Source organism: Flavobacterium sp. KH_035, from assembly GCF_057839565.1.
Genome location: NZ_CM174492.1, coordinates 1,377,946 through 1,394,401 on the forward strand (window position 1 = coordinate 1,377,946; position 16,456 = coordinate 1,394,401).

General features: G+C 35.6%; 17 protein-coding genes. 2 read left to right on the top strand and 15 right to left on the bottom strand.

The window, feature by feature from the left end:
* Positions 1-97: 97 nt before the first annotated feature.
* The 15 genes from AC3IS6_RS06055 to aspS form a co-directional block, all read right to left on the bottom strand.
* Positions 98-1,537 carry a complex I subunit 4 family protein gene (locus tag AC3IS6_RS06055; RefSeq protein ID WP_489164105.1) on the bottom strand — a complete coding sequence of 480 codons (1,440 nt, stop codon included), beginning with the start codon at positions 1,535-1,537 and terminating at the stop codon, positions 98-100.
* Between the two features lie 10 nt (positions 1,538-1,547).
* Complete coding sequence (gene nuoL, locus AC3IS6_RS06060; protein ID WP_489164106.1) at positions 1,548-3,431, bottom strand: NADH-quinone oxidoreductase subunit L; 1,884 nt, start codon at positions 3,429-3,431, stop codon at positions 1,548-1,550.
* Between the two features lie 6 nt (positions 3,432-3,437).
* A complete protein-coding gene (gene nuoK, locus AC3IS6_RS06065) occupies positions 3,438-3,758 on the bottom strand; it encodes an NADH-quinone oxidoreductase subunit NuoK (RefSeq protein ID WP_017494599.1) in 321 nt (106 codons plus the stop codon).
* Positions 3,758-4,297: an NADH-quinone oxidoreductase subunit J family protein gene (locus AC3IS6_RS06070; protein WP_489164107.1), complete on the bottom strand. Its 540-nt coding sequence runs from the start codon at positions 4,295-4,297 to the stop codon at positions 3,758-3,760. The genes nuoK and AC3IS6_RS06070 overlap by 1 nt, the downstream gene beginning before the upstream one ends.
* Entirely contained in the window at positions 4,298-4,843 is a 546-nt protein-coding gene (locus AC3IS6_RS06075) for a NuoI/complex I 23 kDa subunit family protein (protein WP_173965357.1), read from the bottom strand. It abuts the gene before it with no gap.
* A gap of 155 nt (positions 4,844-4,998) precedes the next feature.
* Positions 4,999-6,051, bottom strand: coding sequence for an NADH-quinone oxidoreductase subunit NuoH (gene nuoH, locus AC3IS6_RS06080; RefSeq protein WP_173965356.1), 1,053 nt, complete (start codon positions 6,049-6,051; stop codon positions 4,999-5,001).
* A 3-nt stretch (positions 6,052-6,054) separates the two neighbouring features.
* Positions 6,055-7,086: an NADH-quinone oxidoreductase subunit G gene (locus tag AC3IS6_RS06085; protein ID WP_173965355.1), complete on the bottom strand. Its 1,032-nt coding sequence runs from the start codon at positions 7,084-7,086 to the stop codon at positions 6,055-6,057.
* Positions 7,087-7,174: 88 nt separating this feature from the next.
* Positions 7,175-8,542 (bottom strand): NADH-quinone oxidoreductase subunit NuoF, encoded by a 1,368-nt coding sequence (gene nuoF, locus AC3IS6_RS06090; protein ID WP_489164108.1) that lies wholly within the window; start codon positions 8,540-8,542, stop codon positions 7,175-7,177.
* 1 nt (position 8,543) lies between these two features.
* Complete coding sequence (locus AC3IS6_RS06095; RefSeq protein ID WP_133505971.1) at positions 8,544-9,074, bottom strand: complex I 24 kDa subunit family protein; 531 nt, start codon at positions 9,072-9,074, stop codon at positions 8,544-8,546.
* A gap of 180 nt (positions 9,075-9,254) precedes the next feature.
* Positions 9,255-10,493, bottom strand: a complete 1,239-nt coding sequence (locus AC3IS6_RS06100; protein WP_489164109.1) for an NADH-quinone oxidoreductase subunit D — start codon at positions 10,491-10,493, stop codon at positions 9,255-9,257.
* Between the two features lie 24 nt (positions 10,494-10,517).
* Positions 10,518-11,039 carry an NADH-quinone oxidoreductase subunit C gene (locus tag AC3IS6_RS06105; RefSeq protein ID WP_017494607.1) on the bottom strand — a complete coding sequence of 174 codons (522 nt, stop codon included), beginning with the start codon at positions 11,037-11,039 and terminating at the stop codon, positions 10,518-10,520.
* Between the two features lies 1 nt (position 11,040).
* Positions 11,041-11,589 carry an NADH-quinone oxidoreductase subunit B gene (locus AC3IS6_RS06110; protein WP_173965353.1) on the bottom strand — a complete coding sequence of 183 codons (549 nt, stop codon included), beginning with the start codon at positions 11,587-11,589 and terminating at the stop codon, positions 11,041-11,043.
* A 159-nt stretch (positions 11,590-11,748) separates the two neighbouring features.
* The gene (locus AC3IS6_RS06115) at positions 11,749-12,114 is read right to left on the bottom strand and encodes an NADH-quinone oxidoreductase subunit A (RefSeq protein WP_173965352.1); all 366 of its coding nucleotides are present in this window, start codon (positions 12,112-12,114) and stop codon (positions 11,749-11,751) included.
* Positions 12,115-12,357: 243 nt separating this feature from the next.
* Positions 12,358-12,552, bottom strand: a complete 195-nt coding sequence (locus AC3IS6_RS06120) for a cold-shock protein (protein WP_007137066.1) — start codon at positions 12,550-12,552, stop codon at positions 12,358-12,360.
* Positions 12,553-12,955: 403 nt separating this feature from the next.
* A complete protein-coding gene (gene aspS / locus AC3IS6_RS06125) occupies positions 12,956-14,707 on the bottom strand; it encodes an aspartate--tRNA ligase (protein WP_489164110.1) in 1,752 nt (583 codons plus the stop codon).
* A gap of 157 nt (positions 14,708-14,864) precedes the next feature.
* Between aspS and AC3IS6_RS06130 the strand changes: the two genes are divergently transcribed.
* Together AC3IS6_RS06130 and AC3IS6_RS06135 are read left to right on the top strand one after the other, a co-directional pair.
* Positions 14,865-15,860 (top strand): TlpA family protein disulfide reductase, encoded by a 996-nt coding sequence (locus AC3IS6_RS06130; protein ID WP_489164111.1) that lies wholly within the window; start codon positions 14,865-14,867, stop codon positions 15,858-15,860.
* A gap of 209 nt (positions 15,861-16,069) precedes the next feature.
* Entirely contained in the window at positions 16,070-16,417 is a 348-nt protein-coding gene (locus AC3IS6_RS06135; protein WP_489164112.1) for a toxin-antitoxin system YwqK family antitoxin, read from the top strand.
* The last annotated feature ends 39 nt before the right edge of the window (positions 16,418-16,456 follow it).

The following is a 16,456-nucleotide window of genomic DNA, read 5'->3' on the forward strand; positions in this document are numbered from 1 at the left end:
CCTAATTTATTTTATTTAAAATATTTGTTTAGCTTTTTAACCTTTTTAGTTTCGGATCAATCTGAAATTAAAATTCGTTAATCGGCATTCTAAAATCTTAGTTTTTATTGATAAGGTTTAGAATAGTTTCTAAACTTGGTGTAATCAAATCTGTAATTGGTTTTGGATAGAATCCGAAGAAAATTAAAACAGCAATAATTACTACTAATGAAATTCCTTCATTAACAGAAACATCTGCAAAAGTTTTAGAATTGGTTTCTCCCAACATTACATTTTGAAACATTTTAAGCATATAATAAGCTCCTAAAATAATAGTTGTCCCGCCTAAAACAGCAAACCAGATATTAATTTGAGAAAGACTATACAAAACAGTAAACTCCCCAACAAAGTTAAAAGTACTTGGTAAAGCAACAGAAGCTAATACCAAAATTAAAAACATAGAGGTGAATTTTGGAGATTGTGTACGGATACCTCCTAATTGCGCAATTTCTCTGGTTTCATATCTTCTGAAGATAATTTCGGCAGCATAAAATAAACCTACTACCACAAAACCGTGAGCAATCATTTGCAATACAGCCCCGCGTAAACCATCAATAGTTAGTGTGTAAGTTCCTGCAGCAATTAAACCAACGTGCGCCAAAGACGAGTAAGCCAATAATTTCTTTAAGTCTTTTTGTCTTAAAGCTACAATTGATCCGTAAATCACACCAGCAATTCCAAGAGCGATGAAGATGTCCATGTATTCTTTTGCAGCCAATGGTGCAATTGGTAGTTGCCAACGAATAACACTGTACAATCCCATTTTTAGCATGATACCGGATAAAAGCATCGTTCCGACAGTTGGTGCTTTTTGGTATACATTTGCCTGCCAGGTATGGAAAGGGATGATTGGAATTTTAATAGCATAAGCAAGGAAGAAAGCTAAGAATATCCAAAGCTGCTCTGTAGCCGATAAATTTAATTTGTATAAATCTTCGATTAAGAAACTACCTGCTTTTTGATACAAATAGATGAAAGCTACTAACATGAACAAAGAACCTGCCAGTGTGTAGATAAAGAATTTAACTACTGCTTTTCTGCGCTCTTCGGCATCACCATTACCCCAGATTAGGGCAATGAAGTAAATTGGAATAAGGGCTAACTCCCAGAAAATATAGTATAAAAGACCGTCTGCTGCCAGGAAAGTTCCTGTCATAGCAAATGCCATAAATAAAATTAACGCGTAAAATGCTTTTGAATTTTTGTATTCATTTCCAAAAGAAGAGAATATGATGATTGGTGTTAGCGCTACAGTCAATAAAAGCATGGCCATACCCAAACCATCTGCATTAAGGGCAAATGAAATTTTAGGCTGCGTAATCCACGTATTGATCAGGCTGATATTTTCGCCGGCACTAAAATGATTTAATAAAACAATTGAACAACCTAAAGCCGCCAAACTAAAGAACAAAGCTACTTTTGATGCTAGTTTGTCACCAACAAAATAAGTGGCAAATGCACCAATTAGAAGAATAATTAATATAAGAGAAACGTTCATAGTTGTAAAATTATTTAGCTAAAAATATATAGGAAACAATGGCACAAAGCCCTAAAACAAATGCAAAAAGATATAATCCGATACTTCCGTTTTGTAATTTTTTACCTTGAAAAGCCAGTTCATTGGCTACTTTTCCTAACCCAAAAACCAGAGCAGACAAACCTGTTTCGATATAGTCTCTGAAAAATCTTGATAATCCGTTGATAGAGCGAACAAAAATAGCATCGTAAGCTTCATCTACATAATATTTATTGTATAACACTTTGGTCAGACCGGTAATGTTTTCATCCGCTTCCGGAACATTATCTTGTTTGAAGTATTTTACGTAAGCAATTAAAATACCCAGTAATCCACCCAAAACAGCAACCCCCATTAAAGTATATTCTGTTGTGCCTAAATGGTGCTCTTCGCCTGCTACTTTAGTGAAAAGAGGGGCTAAATAACCATTTAACCAGCTGTTTCCAGGTAAACTGATAAGTCCGCCAAAAGTAGCCAGAATTGCTAGAATTACTAAAGGGAAAGTAATTAATCCGTCACTTTCGTGTAAGTGGTGTTTTTGCTCTTCGGTTCCTCTGAAATCTTTAAAGAAAGTAAGGAACATCAATCTGAACATATAAAATGCCGTCATAATCGATGCAATAGAGCCTACAACATAAAGTGGAATATTGTGATGGAATGCCGTTAATAAGATTTCGTCTTTAGAGAAGAAACCAGAGAAAAACGGAACACCTGAAATGGCTAATGATGAAATTAACATCGTCCAAAAAGTGATTGGCATCGCTTTACGCAAACCACCCATTTTACGCATATCCTGCTCTCCGTGTAAACCGTGAATTACAGAACCTGAACCTAAGAACAGACAAGCTTTAAAGAAAGCATGTGTTATTACATGAAAAACAGCTACTTCATAAGCTCCAAAACCTAATGCTAAAAACATTAAGCCCAATTGTGAAACAGTAGAGTAGGCCAAGACTTTTTTAATATCAGTCTGAACCAGACCAATTGTTGCAGCAACTAACGAAGTGATAGCACCAATAACCGCAATAACAGACTGAACATCCGGAGCTAAATCAAATACAAAATTCAAACGGGTAATCATAAAGATACCGGCTGTAACCATTGTTGCAGCGTGAATTAATGCCGAAACCGGAGTTGGTCCTGCCATCGCATCAGGCAACCAGGTGTATAATGGAATTTGTGCTGATTTACCACAAGCTCCGATAAACAAACATAAAGCGGCTAGTGAAAGCAACGGGATGTTTAAGTTTGCTGCTCCCGCGATTGCTGTTTTTAAAGTAGCATAGTCTAAAGTAGAGAACATTGAACCTAGTATGAACATTCCGATTAATAAACCTAAATCTCCAATTCTGTTCATGATGAAAGCTTTTTTCGCAGCATCATTGTATTCCTGGTTTTTGTGCCAGAATCCAATTAATAAGTACGAACAAAGTCCAACACCTTCCCAACCGATAAATAAAACTAACAAGTTACTTCCAATTACAAGGGTAATCATGAAGAATACGAACAGATTCAAATAAGCAAAAAACTTGTGCATATTCTCATCGTCGTGCATGTAGCTGATAGAGTATAAGTGAATCAATGATCCGATACCGGTTACAAAAAGCAACCATAATAAAGATAATTGATCTAATAAAAATCCAAGATTGATCTTTAAATTACTAATTTGAATCCAGTCAAATAAAGTAACCTGAAGGGCTTGTTTGGTTTGGCTAATTTGATTGAAAAAGAAAAGTGTAACAGCAAAAGAAACTACTACAGCGGCAGTTCCGATGATTCCTGAAACCGTTTTCCCTAGGCTCTTGCCAAAGAAAACATTGATTAAAAATCCTAAAAAAGGAGATAAAACTAAAAGTAAAGCTAAATTGGTATCCATTTTTATTTATCCTTTTAAATTTTTTAAATTATCGATACTAATCGAACCTAAATTTCTAAAGATCGAAACTAAAATAGCCAATCCAACTGCAACTTCGGCTGCAGCAACTGCCATCGAAAAGAATACAAAGACTTGTCCCTGTGCATCTTGATGGTAAGTTGAAAAAGCAACAAATAAAAGGTTAACAGCATTCAACATGATTTCGATAGACATGAAAACGATAATAGCATTTCGTCTGTACAATACACCAAAAATACCAATACAGAAAAGTACAACACTCAAAAAGATGTAGTTTTCAATACCTATTTGATTTAATATATTACCCATTATTTATTTAATTTTTCTTTTTTAGACAATAATACAGTTCCAATCATGGCTACTAAAAGCAAGATCGAAGCAAATTCAAACGGAACCATATATTCGTTCAGTAATATTTTACCCAATACTTTAATCGATTGGAAATCTTCACCCGTTGAATCGTATTCACCAACAATTGGTTTAGAGTTGATGAAAATTGCAAGTAATACAATACAAATCAAACAGAAAGAAACAATTGCACCCAAACGTGTAATTCTAGGCCTGTGTACTTCACGTTGTTCGTTCAGATTCATTAACATGATCGTGAACAGGAATAAAATCATAATCGCTCCCGAGTAGACTATTATGTGTACGATAGCCAGGAATTGAGAGTTTAATAGTAAATAATGACCGGCAATAGAGAAAAAACAAATCACTAAATAAATAGCACTGTGAATAGGGTTTCTGCTAAAAATGGTTAAAAAAGCGGTAATCACCGTAATAAACGCTAAGAAACAAAATATAATTTGTACAGTTGTTGCGTGTGCAAAATCGGGAATATGTATCATTTAATTAGCATTATTAAGTTGAGCATTTTTGATGGCCACATCAAGAGGCATCACTAATCTGTCTTTTCCAAAAATGAAATCTTCTCTTTCATAGCTTGAAGGAACCAAAACTTTTGAAGTCGTCAGGTAAATTGCATCTTTCGGACAGGCTTCTTCACATAAACCACAGAAAATGCAACGTAACATATTGATTTCATAGATCGAAGCATACTTTTCTTCTCTGTACAAATGTTTTTCATCTGCTTTACGCTCAGCAGCTTTCATTGTGATCGCTTCTGCAGGACAGGATAAAGCACATAATCCACAAGCTGTACAGTTCTCACGACCTTGCTCATCACGTTTCAATTGATGTTGACCACGGTAAACCGGACTCATTTCACGCACTTGTTCAGGATAGTGAATCGTCACTTTTTTTCTGAATAAGTGTTTAAGGGTGATAAACAATCCTTTTACAATCGCCACAAGATACAATCGTTCCCAAAAAGTCATCTCTTTGTGAGAGACCATCTTTTTTCTACCCGATAATGATATAGTTTCTATTGACATTTTTTAATGTATGATTTACGATTCACAATTTGTATTAAACAAATCAAATCTGTTTTATTTTTATTTTGAAGCTAATCCTGCTATCCGCTTTATCTTTTGTGGTGAACCCCACCACAAAAGGATGCCGCTTCTATCAGGGCTAGGCATTTCGGTTCTTAGAATCCTAAAGCTGCTGCGATATCATGTCTTAAAATAACAGCTCCGGTAATCATGATGTTAATGATCGAAAGCGGAATTAAAATTCTCCAGCCTAAATTCATTAATTGATCGTATCTGAATCTTGGAATTGTCCAACGTACCCACATATAGAAAAATATGAAGAAACATATTTTAGCAAACAATACTACTATACCTAAAATATTACCGGCATTTACGCCTACATTTTCTACCATCCAGCTCATTCCAGGGTAGTTGTATCCACCGAAAAATAATACAGAAATAATAGTGGCAGAGATAAACATACTCGCATATTCAGCAAATAAATAGAATCCCATTTTCATGGATGAATATTCAGTATGATAACCTCCAATTAATTCGTTTTCACATTCTGCTAAGTCAAAAGGAGTTCTGTTAGTTTCTGCAAACGAACAAATTAGGAATATCAGGAAAGATAATGGTTGGTAAAAAACATTCCAGTTCATTCCTTCTTGTTGTAATGAAATCTCTCTTAAACTTAATGTTCCTGTCATCATCAATAAAGCAATCATCGATAATCCCATGGCAACTTCATAAGAAACCATCTGTGAAGCTGCACGAACAGCTCCCATCAAAGAGAATTTATTGTTAGAAGCCCATCCTCCAATCATGATACCGTAAACTCCAACAGAAAGTACTCCAAATATGTACAAGATACCAATGTTAATATCAGTAGCCTGCAAATAAACATCACGACCAAAAACATGCAATTTGTCTCCCCACGGAATAACAGCACTTGTCATTAAAGCAGTACTCATGGCAATTGCAGGTCCTACAACAAATAAAAATTTATTAGGTGTATTTGGGAAAAATTCTTCTTTCGAGAACAATTTCATACCATCGGCAAGAGGTTGTAATAATCCTCCCCATCCGGCACGGTTTGGTCCCACACGGTCTTGAAGATAAGCTGCAACTTTACGTTCAGCCCAGGTAGAATACATTGCCATAATCATGGTTATCGCAAAAACAACAACAATAACGACACTTTTTTCTATAATAAATGCACTTTCCATTTCTTAAGATTTTTTATCATTAGTAATTAATGGAATTGCAGCCATACTAATTTTTTTACGATCAATATCTCTACCTAAAAGGATATTTTTTTCTGTATCAATTTCAACTTTCTCTAATTTTTGAGTGTAATTGTTTTGGTTGATTACAGAGTCTTTTTCGAATTCTCTTGGTCCTTCAATTACCCAGTCGCTTACATTTTTATGGTCAAAACGACAGCTATTGCAAATGAATTCTTCCACTTCATGGTACTCGTCTTTACGACCGGTTACACGTTGAATTTCTCCTCCAAACATCCATACAGTTGTTTTTCCACAACATCCAGGAGTGGTACATTCTCTGTGAGCGTTGAAAGGTTTGTTGAACCAAACTCTTGATTTAAAACGGAAAGTTTTGTCTGTTAAAGCTCCAACCGGACAAACGTCGATCATGTTTCCAGAAAACTCATTGTCGATTGCTTTAGAAATTCCAGTTGAAATATTAGCGTGGTCACCACGATCTAATACTCCGTGAACTCTGTTGTCTGTCAATTGATCGGCAACTTGCACGCATCTTTGACATAAGATACAACGGTTCATATGCAGTTGAATATTTGGACCAATATCTTCTGGTTCAAATGTTCTTTTTTCTTCAATAAAACGTGATTTTGGGTTTCCGTGCTCAAAACTTAAGTTTTGAAGATCACATTCTCCGGCCTGATCACAAATAGGACAATCTAACGGGTGATTGATTAATAAAAATTCGGTTACAGATTTACGGGCTTCTGTTACACGATCAGAAGATTTACTGTTCACTTCCATTCCGTCCATACATCCTGTTACACAAGATGCCATTAATTTTGGCATTGGTCTTGGGTCAGCTTCACTTCCTTTAGAAACTTCAACTAAACAACAACGACATTTACCGCCGCTGCCTTTTAATTTTGAGTAATAGCACATGGCTGGCGGAACTAAATCTCCTCCAATCATACGTGCAGCCTGCAGGATTGTTGTTCCTGGCTCTACGTCTATACTTTGACCGTCTATGGTTACTTTCATCTCTTTGTGTTGTTTTTTTAGTTTAAGGTTTAAAGTTTCAGGTTGTAGAACTTGAAACTAAAAAAAACTTAAACTTGAAACTATATTTTTAAACTGTTTGTTTGCCTATTAAATGTTTTACTTGCGAAAAAGGTTCAGCTACAAAGTGATCTCTGTTTTTTATTTTTTCAGGAAAACGAACGTGATATTCAAATTCTTCTCTAAAGTGACGGATTGCTGCGGCTACTGGCCACGAAGCTGCGTCACCAAGAGGGCAAATCGTGTTTCCTTCGATTTTACTTTGAATGCTCCACAATAATTCGATATCCTCTTCACGGCCCTGACCGTTTTCAATTCTCCATAAGATTTTTTCCAACCAACCTGTTCCTTCACGACAAGGCGTACATTGTCCGCAAGATTCGTGGTGGTAAAAACGGGCAAAATTCCAGGTGTTTCTAACCACACAGGCAGTGTCGTTGTAAACAATAAACCCTCCTGAACCTAACATCGATCCGGTAGCAAAACCACCATCACTTAAAGATTCGTAAGTCATTAATCGGTCTTCGCCATTTGCTGTTTTGAAAATTAATTCGGCAGGTAAAATTGGCACCGAAGATCCTCCAGGTACAAACGCTTTTAAAGGTCTGCTGGAAGACATTCCGCCTAAGTATTCATCAGAATTCATAAATTCGTCAACACTTAAACCTAGCTCAATTTCGTAAACTCCCGGGTTTTTGATGTGCCCTGAAGCCGAAATTAGTTTAGTTCCTGTAGAACGGCCAATTCCAATTTTTGCATAATCGTCACCAGAATTGTTTACAATCCATGGCACAGTAGCGATAGTTTCTACGTTGTTTACTACTGTTGGATTTGCCCAAAGTCCTGAAACCGCAGGGAAAGGTGGTTTAATACGAGGATTTCCTCTTTTACCCTCCAGAGATTCGATAAGTGCAGTTTCTTCTCCGCAAATATAAGCTCCGGCTCCACAGTGAACGTGTAATTCTAAATCGTAACCTGTACCTAATATATTTTTTCCTAACCAGCCGGCAGCTTTAGCTTCGGCGATTGCTCTTTCTAAAATTTTGAAAACCCACATATATTCTCCACGAATGTAGATATAAGAAAGGTTAGCGCCTAACGCATAACTTGAGGTTATCATTCCTTCGATCAATAAGTGAGGAATAAATTCCATCAAATAACGATCTTTGAAAGTTCCCGGTTCAGACTCGTCGGCATTACATACTAAATGTCTTGGTTTTCCTGATTTTTTATCAATAAAACTCCATTTCATTCCGGCAGGGAAACCTGCACCACCACGGCCACGAAGTCCTGATTTTTTTACTTCTTCGGTAACTTCATCCGGAGTAAGTGTTTTCAAAGCTTTTTCTACAGAGGCATATCCACCATTTTGACGATATACTTCGTAGGTTTTGATACCAGGAATGTTGATTTTATCTAATAATATTTTCTGTGACATCTTATTTATCGTGTAATATTATTTTATCATCTCTACAATCAGCAATTAACTGATCGATTTTTTCTTCTGTCAATTTTTCTTTGTAGAAATCTCCCAACTGCATCATCGGAGCGTATCCGCAAGCACCTAAACATTCTACACCGGCAATGGTAAACATTCCGTCTGGAGTTGTTTCTCCCATTTTAATGCCTAATTTCTCAGAAGTGTAATCCATTAAATTTTCAGCACCATTTAAACAACAACAAGAAGTTTGGCAAAATTCGAACATGTATTTTCCAATTGGTTTTTGGTTGTACATGGTATAAAAAGTAACCACTTCATAAACCTCAATTGGTTTGATGTGCAAAATTTCGGCGACTTTATCCTGTAACTCTGTACTCAACCAGTTGTCATGAGCATCCTGCACTTCGTGCAAAACTGGTAACAAAGCCGATTTTCTTTTGTCCTCAGGATAATGACTGATCAATTCATTGATGCGGGACATCAACGCTTCGGTCATGTTTATTTCTTGTTTGTAATGTTTTCGTTCCATTTTTATTTTAGATTTTAGATTTTGGATTTCAGATTTTTTCAATCTTTGTCCATAACCCATATTCTGCAATCTTTATTAGTTTTTAGATTTTTCAATCTGAATTCTTCAATTCTATATAAGTCTAGATTTTTAATTTTAGATATATCATTCTGCAATCTAAAATCTTCAATCTAAAATTTTTTACGCGTCTAATTCTCCTGCAATTACATTTAAACTGGATAGAATAACAATTGCATCCGAAAGTAAAGCTCCTTTAATCATATCTGGATAAGCCTGATAATAAATAAAACAAGGTCTTCTGAAATGTAATCTGTATGGTGTTCTGCTTCCGTCTGTAACTAAATAGAATCCGATTTCTCCATTTCCTCCTTCAACAGGATGGTAAATTTCTGCAACCGGTACAGGAACTTCTCCCATTACAATCTTAAAGTGATAAATTAAAGATTCCATCGAAGTGTAAACATCTTCTTTTGGAGGCAGGTAGTAGTCAGGAACTTCTGCATGGTATTCGTTTCCTGCCGGCATTTTAGCCAAAGCTTGACGAATAATGCTCAAACTCTCCCAAACTTCAGCATTACGAACACAGAAACGATCGTAAGTATCTCCTGATTTTCCAACAGGAACAACAAAATCGAAATCTTCGTAAGAGGAGTAAGGTTGTGCTACACGAACGTCGTAATCAACCCCCGCAGCACGTAAGTTTGGACCTGTAAATCCGTAAGCCATTGCCTGCTCTGCAGAGATTGCACCTACGTTTACAGTTCTGTCAAGGAAAATTCTGTTTCTTTCGAATAAGTTTACAAACTCTTGCCATGCAGCAGGGAATTCTTCTAAAAAGACATCCAGTTTGCGGAAAGCTTCTGGTGACCAGTCTCTTTCGAAACCACCAATTCTTCCCATATTTGTTGTTAAACGAGCGCCACAAATTTCTTCGTAAATCTCGTAAACTTTTTCTCTGAATTGAAAAACGTACAAGAAACCAGTATAAGCACCTGTATCTACACCCAGAATCGAGTTACAGATTAAGTGATCTGTAATACGGGCCAGCTCCATTACAATTACTCTAAGGTATTGTGCTCTTTTTGGAACTTCAATATTTAGTAATTTCTCTAAAGTCATCCACCATCCCATATTGTTAATAGGAGAGGAGCAATAGTTCATACGGTCTGTAAGAGGAGTAATCTGGTAAAAAGGACGATTTTCGGCAATTTTTTCGAAAGCTCTGTGAATGTAACCAATGGTTGGTTCAGCTTCAAGAATTCTTTCACCATCCATCAACAGGATATTTTGAAAAATACCGTGAGTCGCCGGGTGTGTAGGACCTAAATTCAGTACCGAAAGTTCACTTCCGTCTTCGTTTAGTTTATCCTTAATTATTTTAGCATATCGATGCTCTGGTGATAATAATAGTTCTGACATTTTATAATGTTGAATTATTTATTTTTAGCAATTTGTTGTTGTTCTTCCAAAGAATCTGTCGTCTTTATCAGTTCTTCCGCTGTCTTCCATTGGGAATTCTTTTCGCATTGGGAAAGACACCATTTCATCCATATTCAAAATACGTTTCAGTTGTGGGTGTCCAATAAAATTGACTCCGAAGAAATCGTAAGTTTCTCTTTCCATCCAGTTTGAACTTAAGAAAATATTTGAAATGGTTTTAATCTCCGGTTTTTCACCGTTTAGGTATACTTTGATTCGAATACGTTTGTTTTCGTACCAGTTATGCAAATGGTATACGATTGCATATTGGCGATCTGTTTCGTTGTCCGGATAATGAACACCGCATAAATCAGTTAAAAAGTGGAAGCGTAAATCGGAATCGTTTTTCAAAAAAAGAATCAGGGCTGTGATTTTATCAGCGGTAGTTTCCAGTGAAAAAATATCTCTTTCTTGTTGAAAGTTAAAAACACTTGTGTCAAATGTTTCTGTAAGTTTATCTTGAATCAGGGTGTTTTCTAAAGCCATCTTATGTAATATTATATGAAGCTAGTAATTCTTGGTATTCCGGAGAGCTTCTGCGTCTTACAGATTCGCTTTTTACCAATTCCTGAAGTTTCATTACTCCATCTACAATTTGTTCTGGTCTTGGCGGACATCCCGGTACGTAAACGTCAACCGGAATTACTTTGTCAATTCCTTGTAAAACGGAATAAGTGTCGAAAATTCCACCTGATGAAGCACAGGCTCCAACTGCAATTACCCAGCGAGGTTCAGACATTTGTTCGTAAACTTGTCTTAAAATAGGGGCCATTTTTTTTGAAATAGTTCCCATCACTAAAAGCATGTCAGCCTGACGAGGAGAGAAACTCACACGCTCAGAACCAAATCGTGCCAAATCGTAATGTGAAGCCATTGTTGCCATGAATTCGATACCACAGCATGAGGTTGCAAAAGGTAGTGGCCATAACGAATTGGCTCTTGCCAAACCTACAACATCATTTAGTTTTGTAGCGAAGAAACCTTCTCCTACAACTCCTTCTGGCGGCGCAACCATATTTACATTTGAATCGCTCATTTTTTATTTCAGATTTTAGATTTCTGATTTTAGATTTTTAACTCTGAAACCGAAATCAATATTTTAAAAATCAATATTGTGTTTTGATATATTAGCTTTCAAATCTAAAATTCCAGATCAGGTAATCTAGAATCTATGAATGTGAAATCTAAGATTTCTTTATTCCCAGTCTAAAGCTTTCTTTTTGATGATATAGAAAAAACCAACTAAAAGGAGCGACATGAAAACGATCATTTTTAACATTCCTTCGATGCCTAATTCCTTAAAGTTTACTGCCCAAGGGTAAAGGAAAATTACCTCTACGTCAAACAATACAAACAAAATGGCTACCAGGAAATATTTTACAGAAAAAGGAATACGGGCGTTACCAACGGATTCGATACCACATTCGAAGTTTTTATCTTTTACTTCAGAGCTTCTTTTTGGGCCTAATTTTCCGGAAATAATGATTGTTCCTACCACAAAACCGACAGCTAAAATTAACTGCATTAAAATAGGAATGTAACTGTATTGATCAGATTGCATAAACTTAGCTTTTTTACTTAAAGAATAAGCCACAAAGATAACTTTCAACTCTGTAAATCACAAGCTAAAAAATGATTTAAGTGTGCCCCGAAACCGCGTTACTAGCTAATTTTTATTGATTATAAATAACATGCTGAAATTTTAATATTTTTTTAAGATTTGAGCAAAAAAAAACGTTTCGAAATTAATCGAAACGTTTTGAAAACCATTCAGAGGCAAAAAAAATAAATTGCTATATTTTTCTTAGATTACTGCTACTTTAGCAGCAACTTTCCCTTTTCTTCCTTCTTCTTCTTCATAGCTTACACGGTCACCTTCGCGTAATTCTTCCGCGTTAATTCCTGAAGCGTGAACGAAGATGTCTTTTCCTGTTTCTTCGTCTGTAATGAATCCATAACCTTTAGATTCATTGAAAAATTTTACTGTACCTGTACGCATTGTAATTGTAATAATAATTTATAATAAAGCAAATGTAATATATAAATTCATACAAAAGACATATACCTGTTAAATTTTTGTAAAAATTATTGATTCACAGTCTTTTCGCTATTTATATTGCATCAAATTTGGTATGAGAGTACTTTATTTGAGAATCATTAATTATTATAAATAAATGTTAAAAAAGTAGCTTATGTTTTACAAATTTTTTGTATATTAAGCGGAATTGGTTAGTAAGAAGGTTATTTTTTGTGAGAAAATGCTTGATTTTACTGGTATTTGCTTTTGTTTGTTAAGATTTTATTAACGCGAAAAAAGAACCAAATGACGACAAAATGCATAAAAAAACGACAACTGAATCTTTAGTTGCCGTTTTTTTTATTTTTTCAAAAAGGAGAAAAAATTATTTCAAATCCAATTTAATGGCAAGTTCTTTTAATTGAGCGTCATCGATTGCGGCAGGAGCATCGATCATAACATCACGTCCTGAATTGTTTTTTGGAAATGCGATAAAGTCTCTAATGGTTTCCTGACCTCCTAAAATGGCTACTAAACGGTCTAATCCAAATGCCAGACCTCCGTGCGGTGGTGCTCCAAACTGGAAGGCGTCCATTAAAAAGCCAAATTGTGCTTTTGCTTCCTCTTCGGTAAAACCAAGATATTTGAACATCAATTGCTGAGTTGCTTTGTCGTGAATACGAATAGATCCTCCTCCAATTTCATTTCCGTTTAATACCATATCATAAGCATTGGCTCGTACTTTTCCAGGTTCCGTTTCTAATAATTGCATGTCTTCCGGTTTTGGAGAAGTAAACGGGTGGTGCATTGCGTGGTAACGCCCTGATTCTTCATCTAATTCCAATAAAGGAAAATCAACTACCCATAGCGGAGCAAATTCTTCCGGTTTGCGCAATCCTAAACGAGTTGCCAGTTCCATACGAAGTGCCGAAAGCTGTGCGCGGGTTTTATTAGCAGGCCCTGAAAGTACAAAAATCATGTCTCCTGGTTTTGCACCTGTAATTTTTGCCCATTGCCCTAAATCGTCCTGATCGTAAAATTTATCTACAGAAGATTTAAAAGTTCCATCGTCGTTACATTTTGCATACACCATTCCTGATGCTCCAACCTGCGGACGTTTTACCCAGTCAATTAACCCATCAATTTCTTTACGGGTGTAATTTCCGGCTCCCGGAACTGCAATTCCCACAACCAATTCAGCGGCATTGAATACCGGGAAATCTTTGTGTTGTGCAAATTCGTTTAATTCGCCAAATTCCATTCCGAAACGAATGTCCGGTTTGTCATTCCCATAAGTTTTCATGGCATAGTCATAGGTAATTCTTGGGAACTTGTCTACTTCAATGCCTTTAATTTCTTTTAATAAGTGTCTGGTCAGTCCTTCAAAAACATTTAAAATGTCTTCCTGCTCAACAAATGCTATCTCGCAGTCAATTTGTGTAAACTCAGGCTGACGGTCAGCACGTAAATCTTCGTCACGGAAACATTTTACAATCTGAAAATATTTATCCATTCCGCCCACCATCAATAATTGTTTGAAAGTTTGTGGCGATTGTGGTAGGGCATAAAACTGTCCTTCGTTCATACGGCTTGGTACAACGAAATCTCTGGCACCTTCCGGAGTCGATTTGATAAGGTATGGAGTTTCTACTTCGCAGAAATCTAAGTCCGATAAATATTTACGAACTTCCATTGCTACTTTATGACGGAATAATAAACTGTTTTTTACAGGATTTCTTCTAATGTCTAAGTAACGGTATTTCATTCGAATATCTTCACCTCCATCAGTTTCATCTTCGATGGTAAACGGAGGAGTTAAAGCGGCATTCAGAATGGTTAGTTCGGATACTAAAATTTCGATTTCACCGGTTGGAATATTTTTGTTCTTAGCTTCACGCTCAATTACAGTTCCTTTTACCTGAATTACAAATTCTCTTCCCAGTGTTTTTGCCAGTTCGAAAACTGTTTTTTCACTACGGCTTTCGTCAAAGATAAGTTGTGTAATTCCGTAACGGTCACGTAAATCAACCCAATTCATAAATCCTTTATCGCGTGATTTTTGAACCCAACCCGCTAGTGTAACTTCCGTGTTAATATTTGAGGCGTTTAATTCGCCACAATTATGACTTCTATACATGATCAAAATTTTAGACTGCAAAAGTAAACACAAAATTCAAATTAATATAGTAAAGTGATGACTTGATGCTTATAAATTTGAAATATTTTGTTAATTCTTAAATTTTGCGGCTCTAATTTCTTTAGATTTGAATAGCAAAATCAAAACTTTAATTTATATGAACAAATTTATTTTAACTGGTTTGTTGATTTGTAGTGCTTTAGGTGCTATCGGTCAGGCCAAGAGTCCAATTAAATTTACCGCTAAAATTACGAACAGAAACAGTGATACTTTAGTAATTACAGGAAAGAATAATTTTAAACAGGTGATTCCAATTAATAAGAAGGAAACTTTTGTATCTTCTTTTGATGCTCCAAAAGGATTTTATACGTTTTCGGATGGAACTGAAGCTTCTTATTTGTATTTAAAGCCAAATTCGGATATTAATCTGACGATGAACGCTAAGGAGTTTGACGAAACGATTGTTTATAAAGGCAAAGGGGTTGATGAAAGTAATTTTCTGGCCCAACAGAGTTTAAAAGATGAGAAGTTTCAAGCGGAAGCTTTTACTAAGGAAGCGAAAGAGTTTGCATCGCTTTTGGAAACAAAGCTGAAAACGGATCTGGAAAATTTAGAGAAAGGTAATTTTGATCCGGAATTTAAAACGGCTGTAAAAAAGAAATTTGACAGTTTTAATAATTATGCTGTAAGTGAGTACGAAAGTGCTGCGAAAGCTAATAAGATGACTGGAACTCCTTCTCCGGATTTTGATTACGAAAACCATAAAGGAGGAAAAACAAAGCTATCTGATTTAAAAGGAAAGTATGTTTATATTGATCTTTGGGCGACCTGGTGCGCACCTTGCCGAGCAGAGATTCCGTTCTTGCAAAAAATAGAAGAGAAGTATCATGGCAAAAATATTGAGTTTGTGAGTGTTTCTATTGACAAGGCAAAGGATAATGAAAAATGGAAGAAGTTTGTGATGGATAAAAAGTTGGGAGGAATTCAATTGTTTGCAGATAAAGATTGGGAATCTGAGTTTGTAACGAGTTATGGGGTAACCGGAATTCCAAGATTTATTATTGTAGATCCAAAGGGTAATATTTTAAGCAGTGATGCCGAAAGACCTTCATCTCCAGAGCTTCAGGCGAAATTAGATGCCTTATTGAAGTAATTTACATTCGAAAGTACAATCGTATTGTAATTTTTATTTTTTTATAAAACACCAGTAAAACCAAGGCATAAGCTTTGGTTTTTTTGTTTTTGGGAAATTTCCAATGTTAAGCTTTTATTCAATGTTACCAAATTGTTAAGTAAAAGTTTTTTTAATGTAAACAATTGATTATATTTGATAAAGATTTGATAACATTAATACCTAAAGATATGAAAAAGTGTGTAATTTTAGTTGCAATATTGTTCTCTGGAATTTTAGTTGCACAAGAGATAAAACCGGAATTGGAAGTTGTTGGAAATAGAGTAAAAGCTACTTATTACTATGAAGATGGTAATATTCAACAAGAAGGTTTCTTTAAAGACGGTAAATTAGATGGTGTTTGGGTATCGTATGATGCAAAAGGAAATAAGATGGCGGTTGGAGAGTACACGGAAGGAGTGAAAACTGGAAAATGGATTTTCTTTAACGACAAAAATCTTTGTGAAGTTGCTTATGAAAACAGCAAAGTAGCATCCGTTAAAAATTTACAGAAAAATGCTTTAGCAAACAGAAATTAATAAAATTTCAAATGATTTATAAAACCGCTTTTAAAGGCG

Excerpts from the sequence above, each read along its gene's own strand:
- AC3IS6_RS06055 (WP_489164105.1), bottom strand. The coding sequence starts at position 1,537 with ATGAACGTTTCTCTTATATTAATTATTCTTCTAATTGGTGCATTTGCC.
- nuoL (WP_489164106.1), bottom strand. The coding sequence starts at position 3,431 with ATGGATACCAATTTAGCTTTACTTTTAGTTTTATCTCCTTTTTTAGGA.
- nuoK (WP_017494599.1), bottom strand. The coding sequence starts at position 3,758 with ATGGGTAATATATTAAATCAAATAGGTATTGAAAACTACATCTTTTTG.
- AC3IS6_RS06070 (WP_489164107.1), bottom strand. The coding sequence starts at position 4,297 with ATGATACATATTCCCGATTTTGCACACGCAACAACTGTACAAATTATA.
- AC3IS6_RS06075 (WP_173965357.1), bottom strand. The coding sequence starts at position 4,843 with ATGTCAATAGAAACTATATCATTATCGGGTAGAAAAAAGATGGTCTCT.
- nuoH (WP_173965356.1), bottom strand. The coding sequence starts at position 6,051 with ATGGAAAGTGCATTTATTATAGAAAAAAGTGTCGTTATTGTTGTTGTT.
- AC3IS6_RS06085 (WP_173965355.1), bottom strand. The coding sequence starts at position 7,086 with ATGAAAGTAACCATAGACGGTCAAAGTATAGACGTAGAGCCAGGAACA.
- nuoF (WP_489164108.1), bottom strand. The coding sequence starts at position 8,542 with ATGTCACAGAAAATATTATTAGATAAAATCAACATTCCTGGTATCAAA.
- AC3IS6_RS06095 (WP_133505971.1), bottom strand. The coding sequence starts at position 9,074 with ATGGAACGAAAACATTACAAACAAGAAATAAACATGACCGAAGCGTTG.
- AC3IS6_RS06100 (WP_489164109.1), bottom strand. The coding sequence starts at position 10,493 with ATGTCAGAACTATTATTATCACCAGAGCATCGATATGCTAAAATAATT.
- AC3IS6_RS06105 (WP_017494607.1), bottom strand. The coding sequence starts at position 11,039 with ATGGCTTTAGAAAACACCCTGATTCAAGATAAACTTACAGAAACATTT.
- AC3IS6_RS06110 (WP_173965353.1), bottom strand. The coding sequence starts at position 11,589 with ATGAGCGATTCAAATGTAAATATGGTTGCGCCGCCAGAAGGAGTTGTA.
- AC3IS6_RS06115 (WP_173965352.1), bottom strand. The coding sequence starts at position 12,114 with ATGCAATCTGATCAATACAGTTACATTCCTATTTTAATGCAGTTAATT.
- AC3IS6_RS06120 (WP_007137066.1), bottom strand. The coding sequence starts at position 12,552 with ATGCGTACAGGTACAGTAAAATTTTTCAATGAATCTAAAGGTTATGGA.
- aspS (WP_489164110.1), bottom strand. The coding sequence starts at position 14,707 with ATGTATAGAAGTCATAATTGTGGCGAATTAAACGCCTCAAATATTAAC.
- AC3IS6_RS06130 (WP_489164111.1), top strand. The coding sequence starts at position 14,865 with ATGAACAAATTTATTTTAACTGGTTTGTTGATTTGTAGTGCTTTAGGT.
- AC3IS6_RS06135 (WP_489164112.1), top strand. The coding sequence starts at position 16,070 with ATGAAAAAGTGTGTAATTTTAGTTGCAATATTGTTCTCTGGAATTTTA.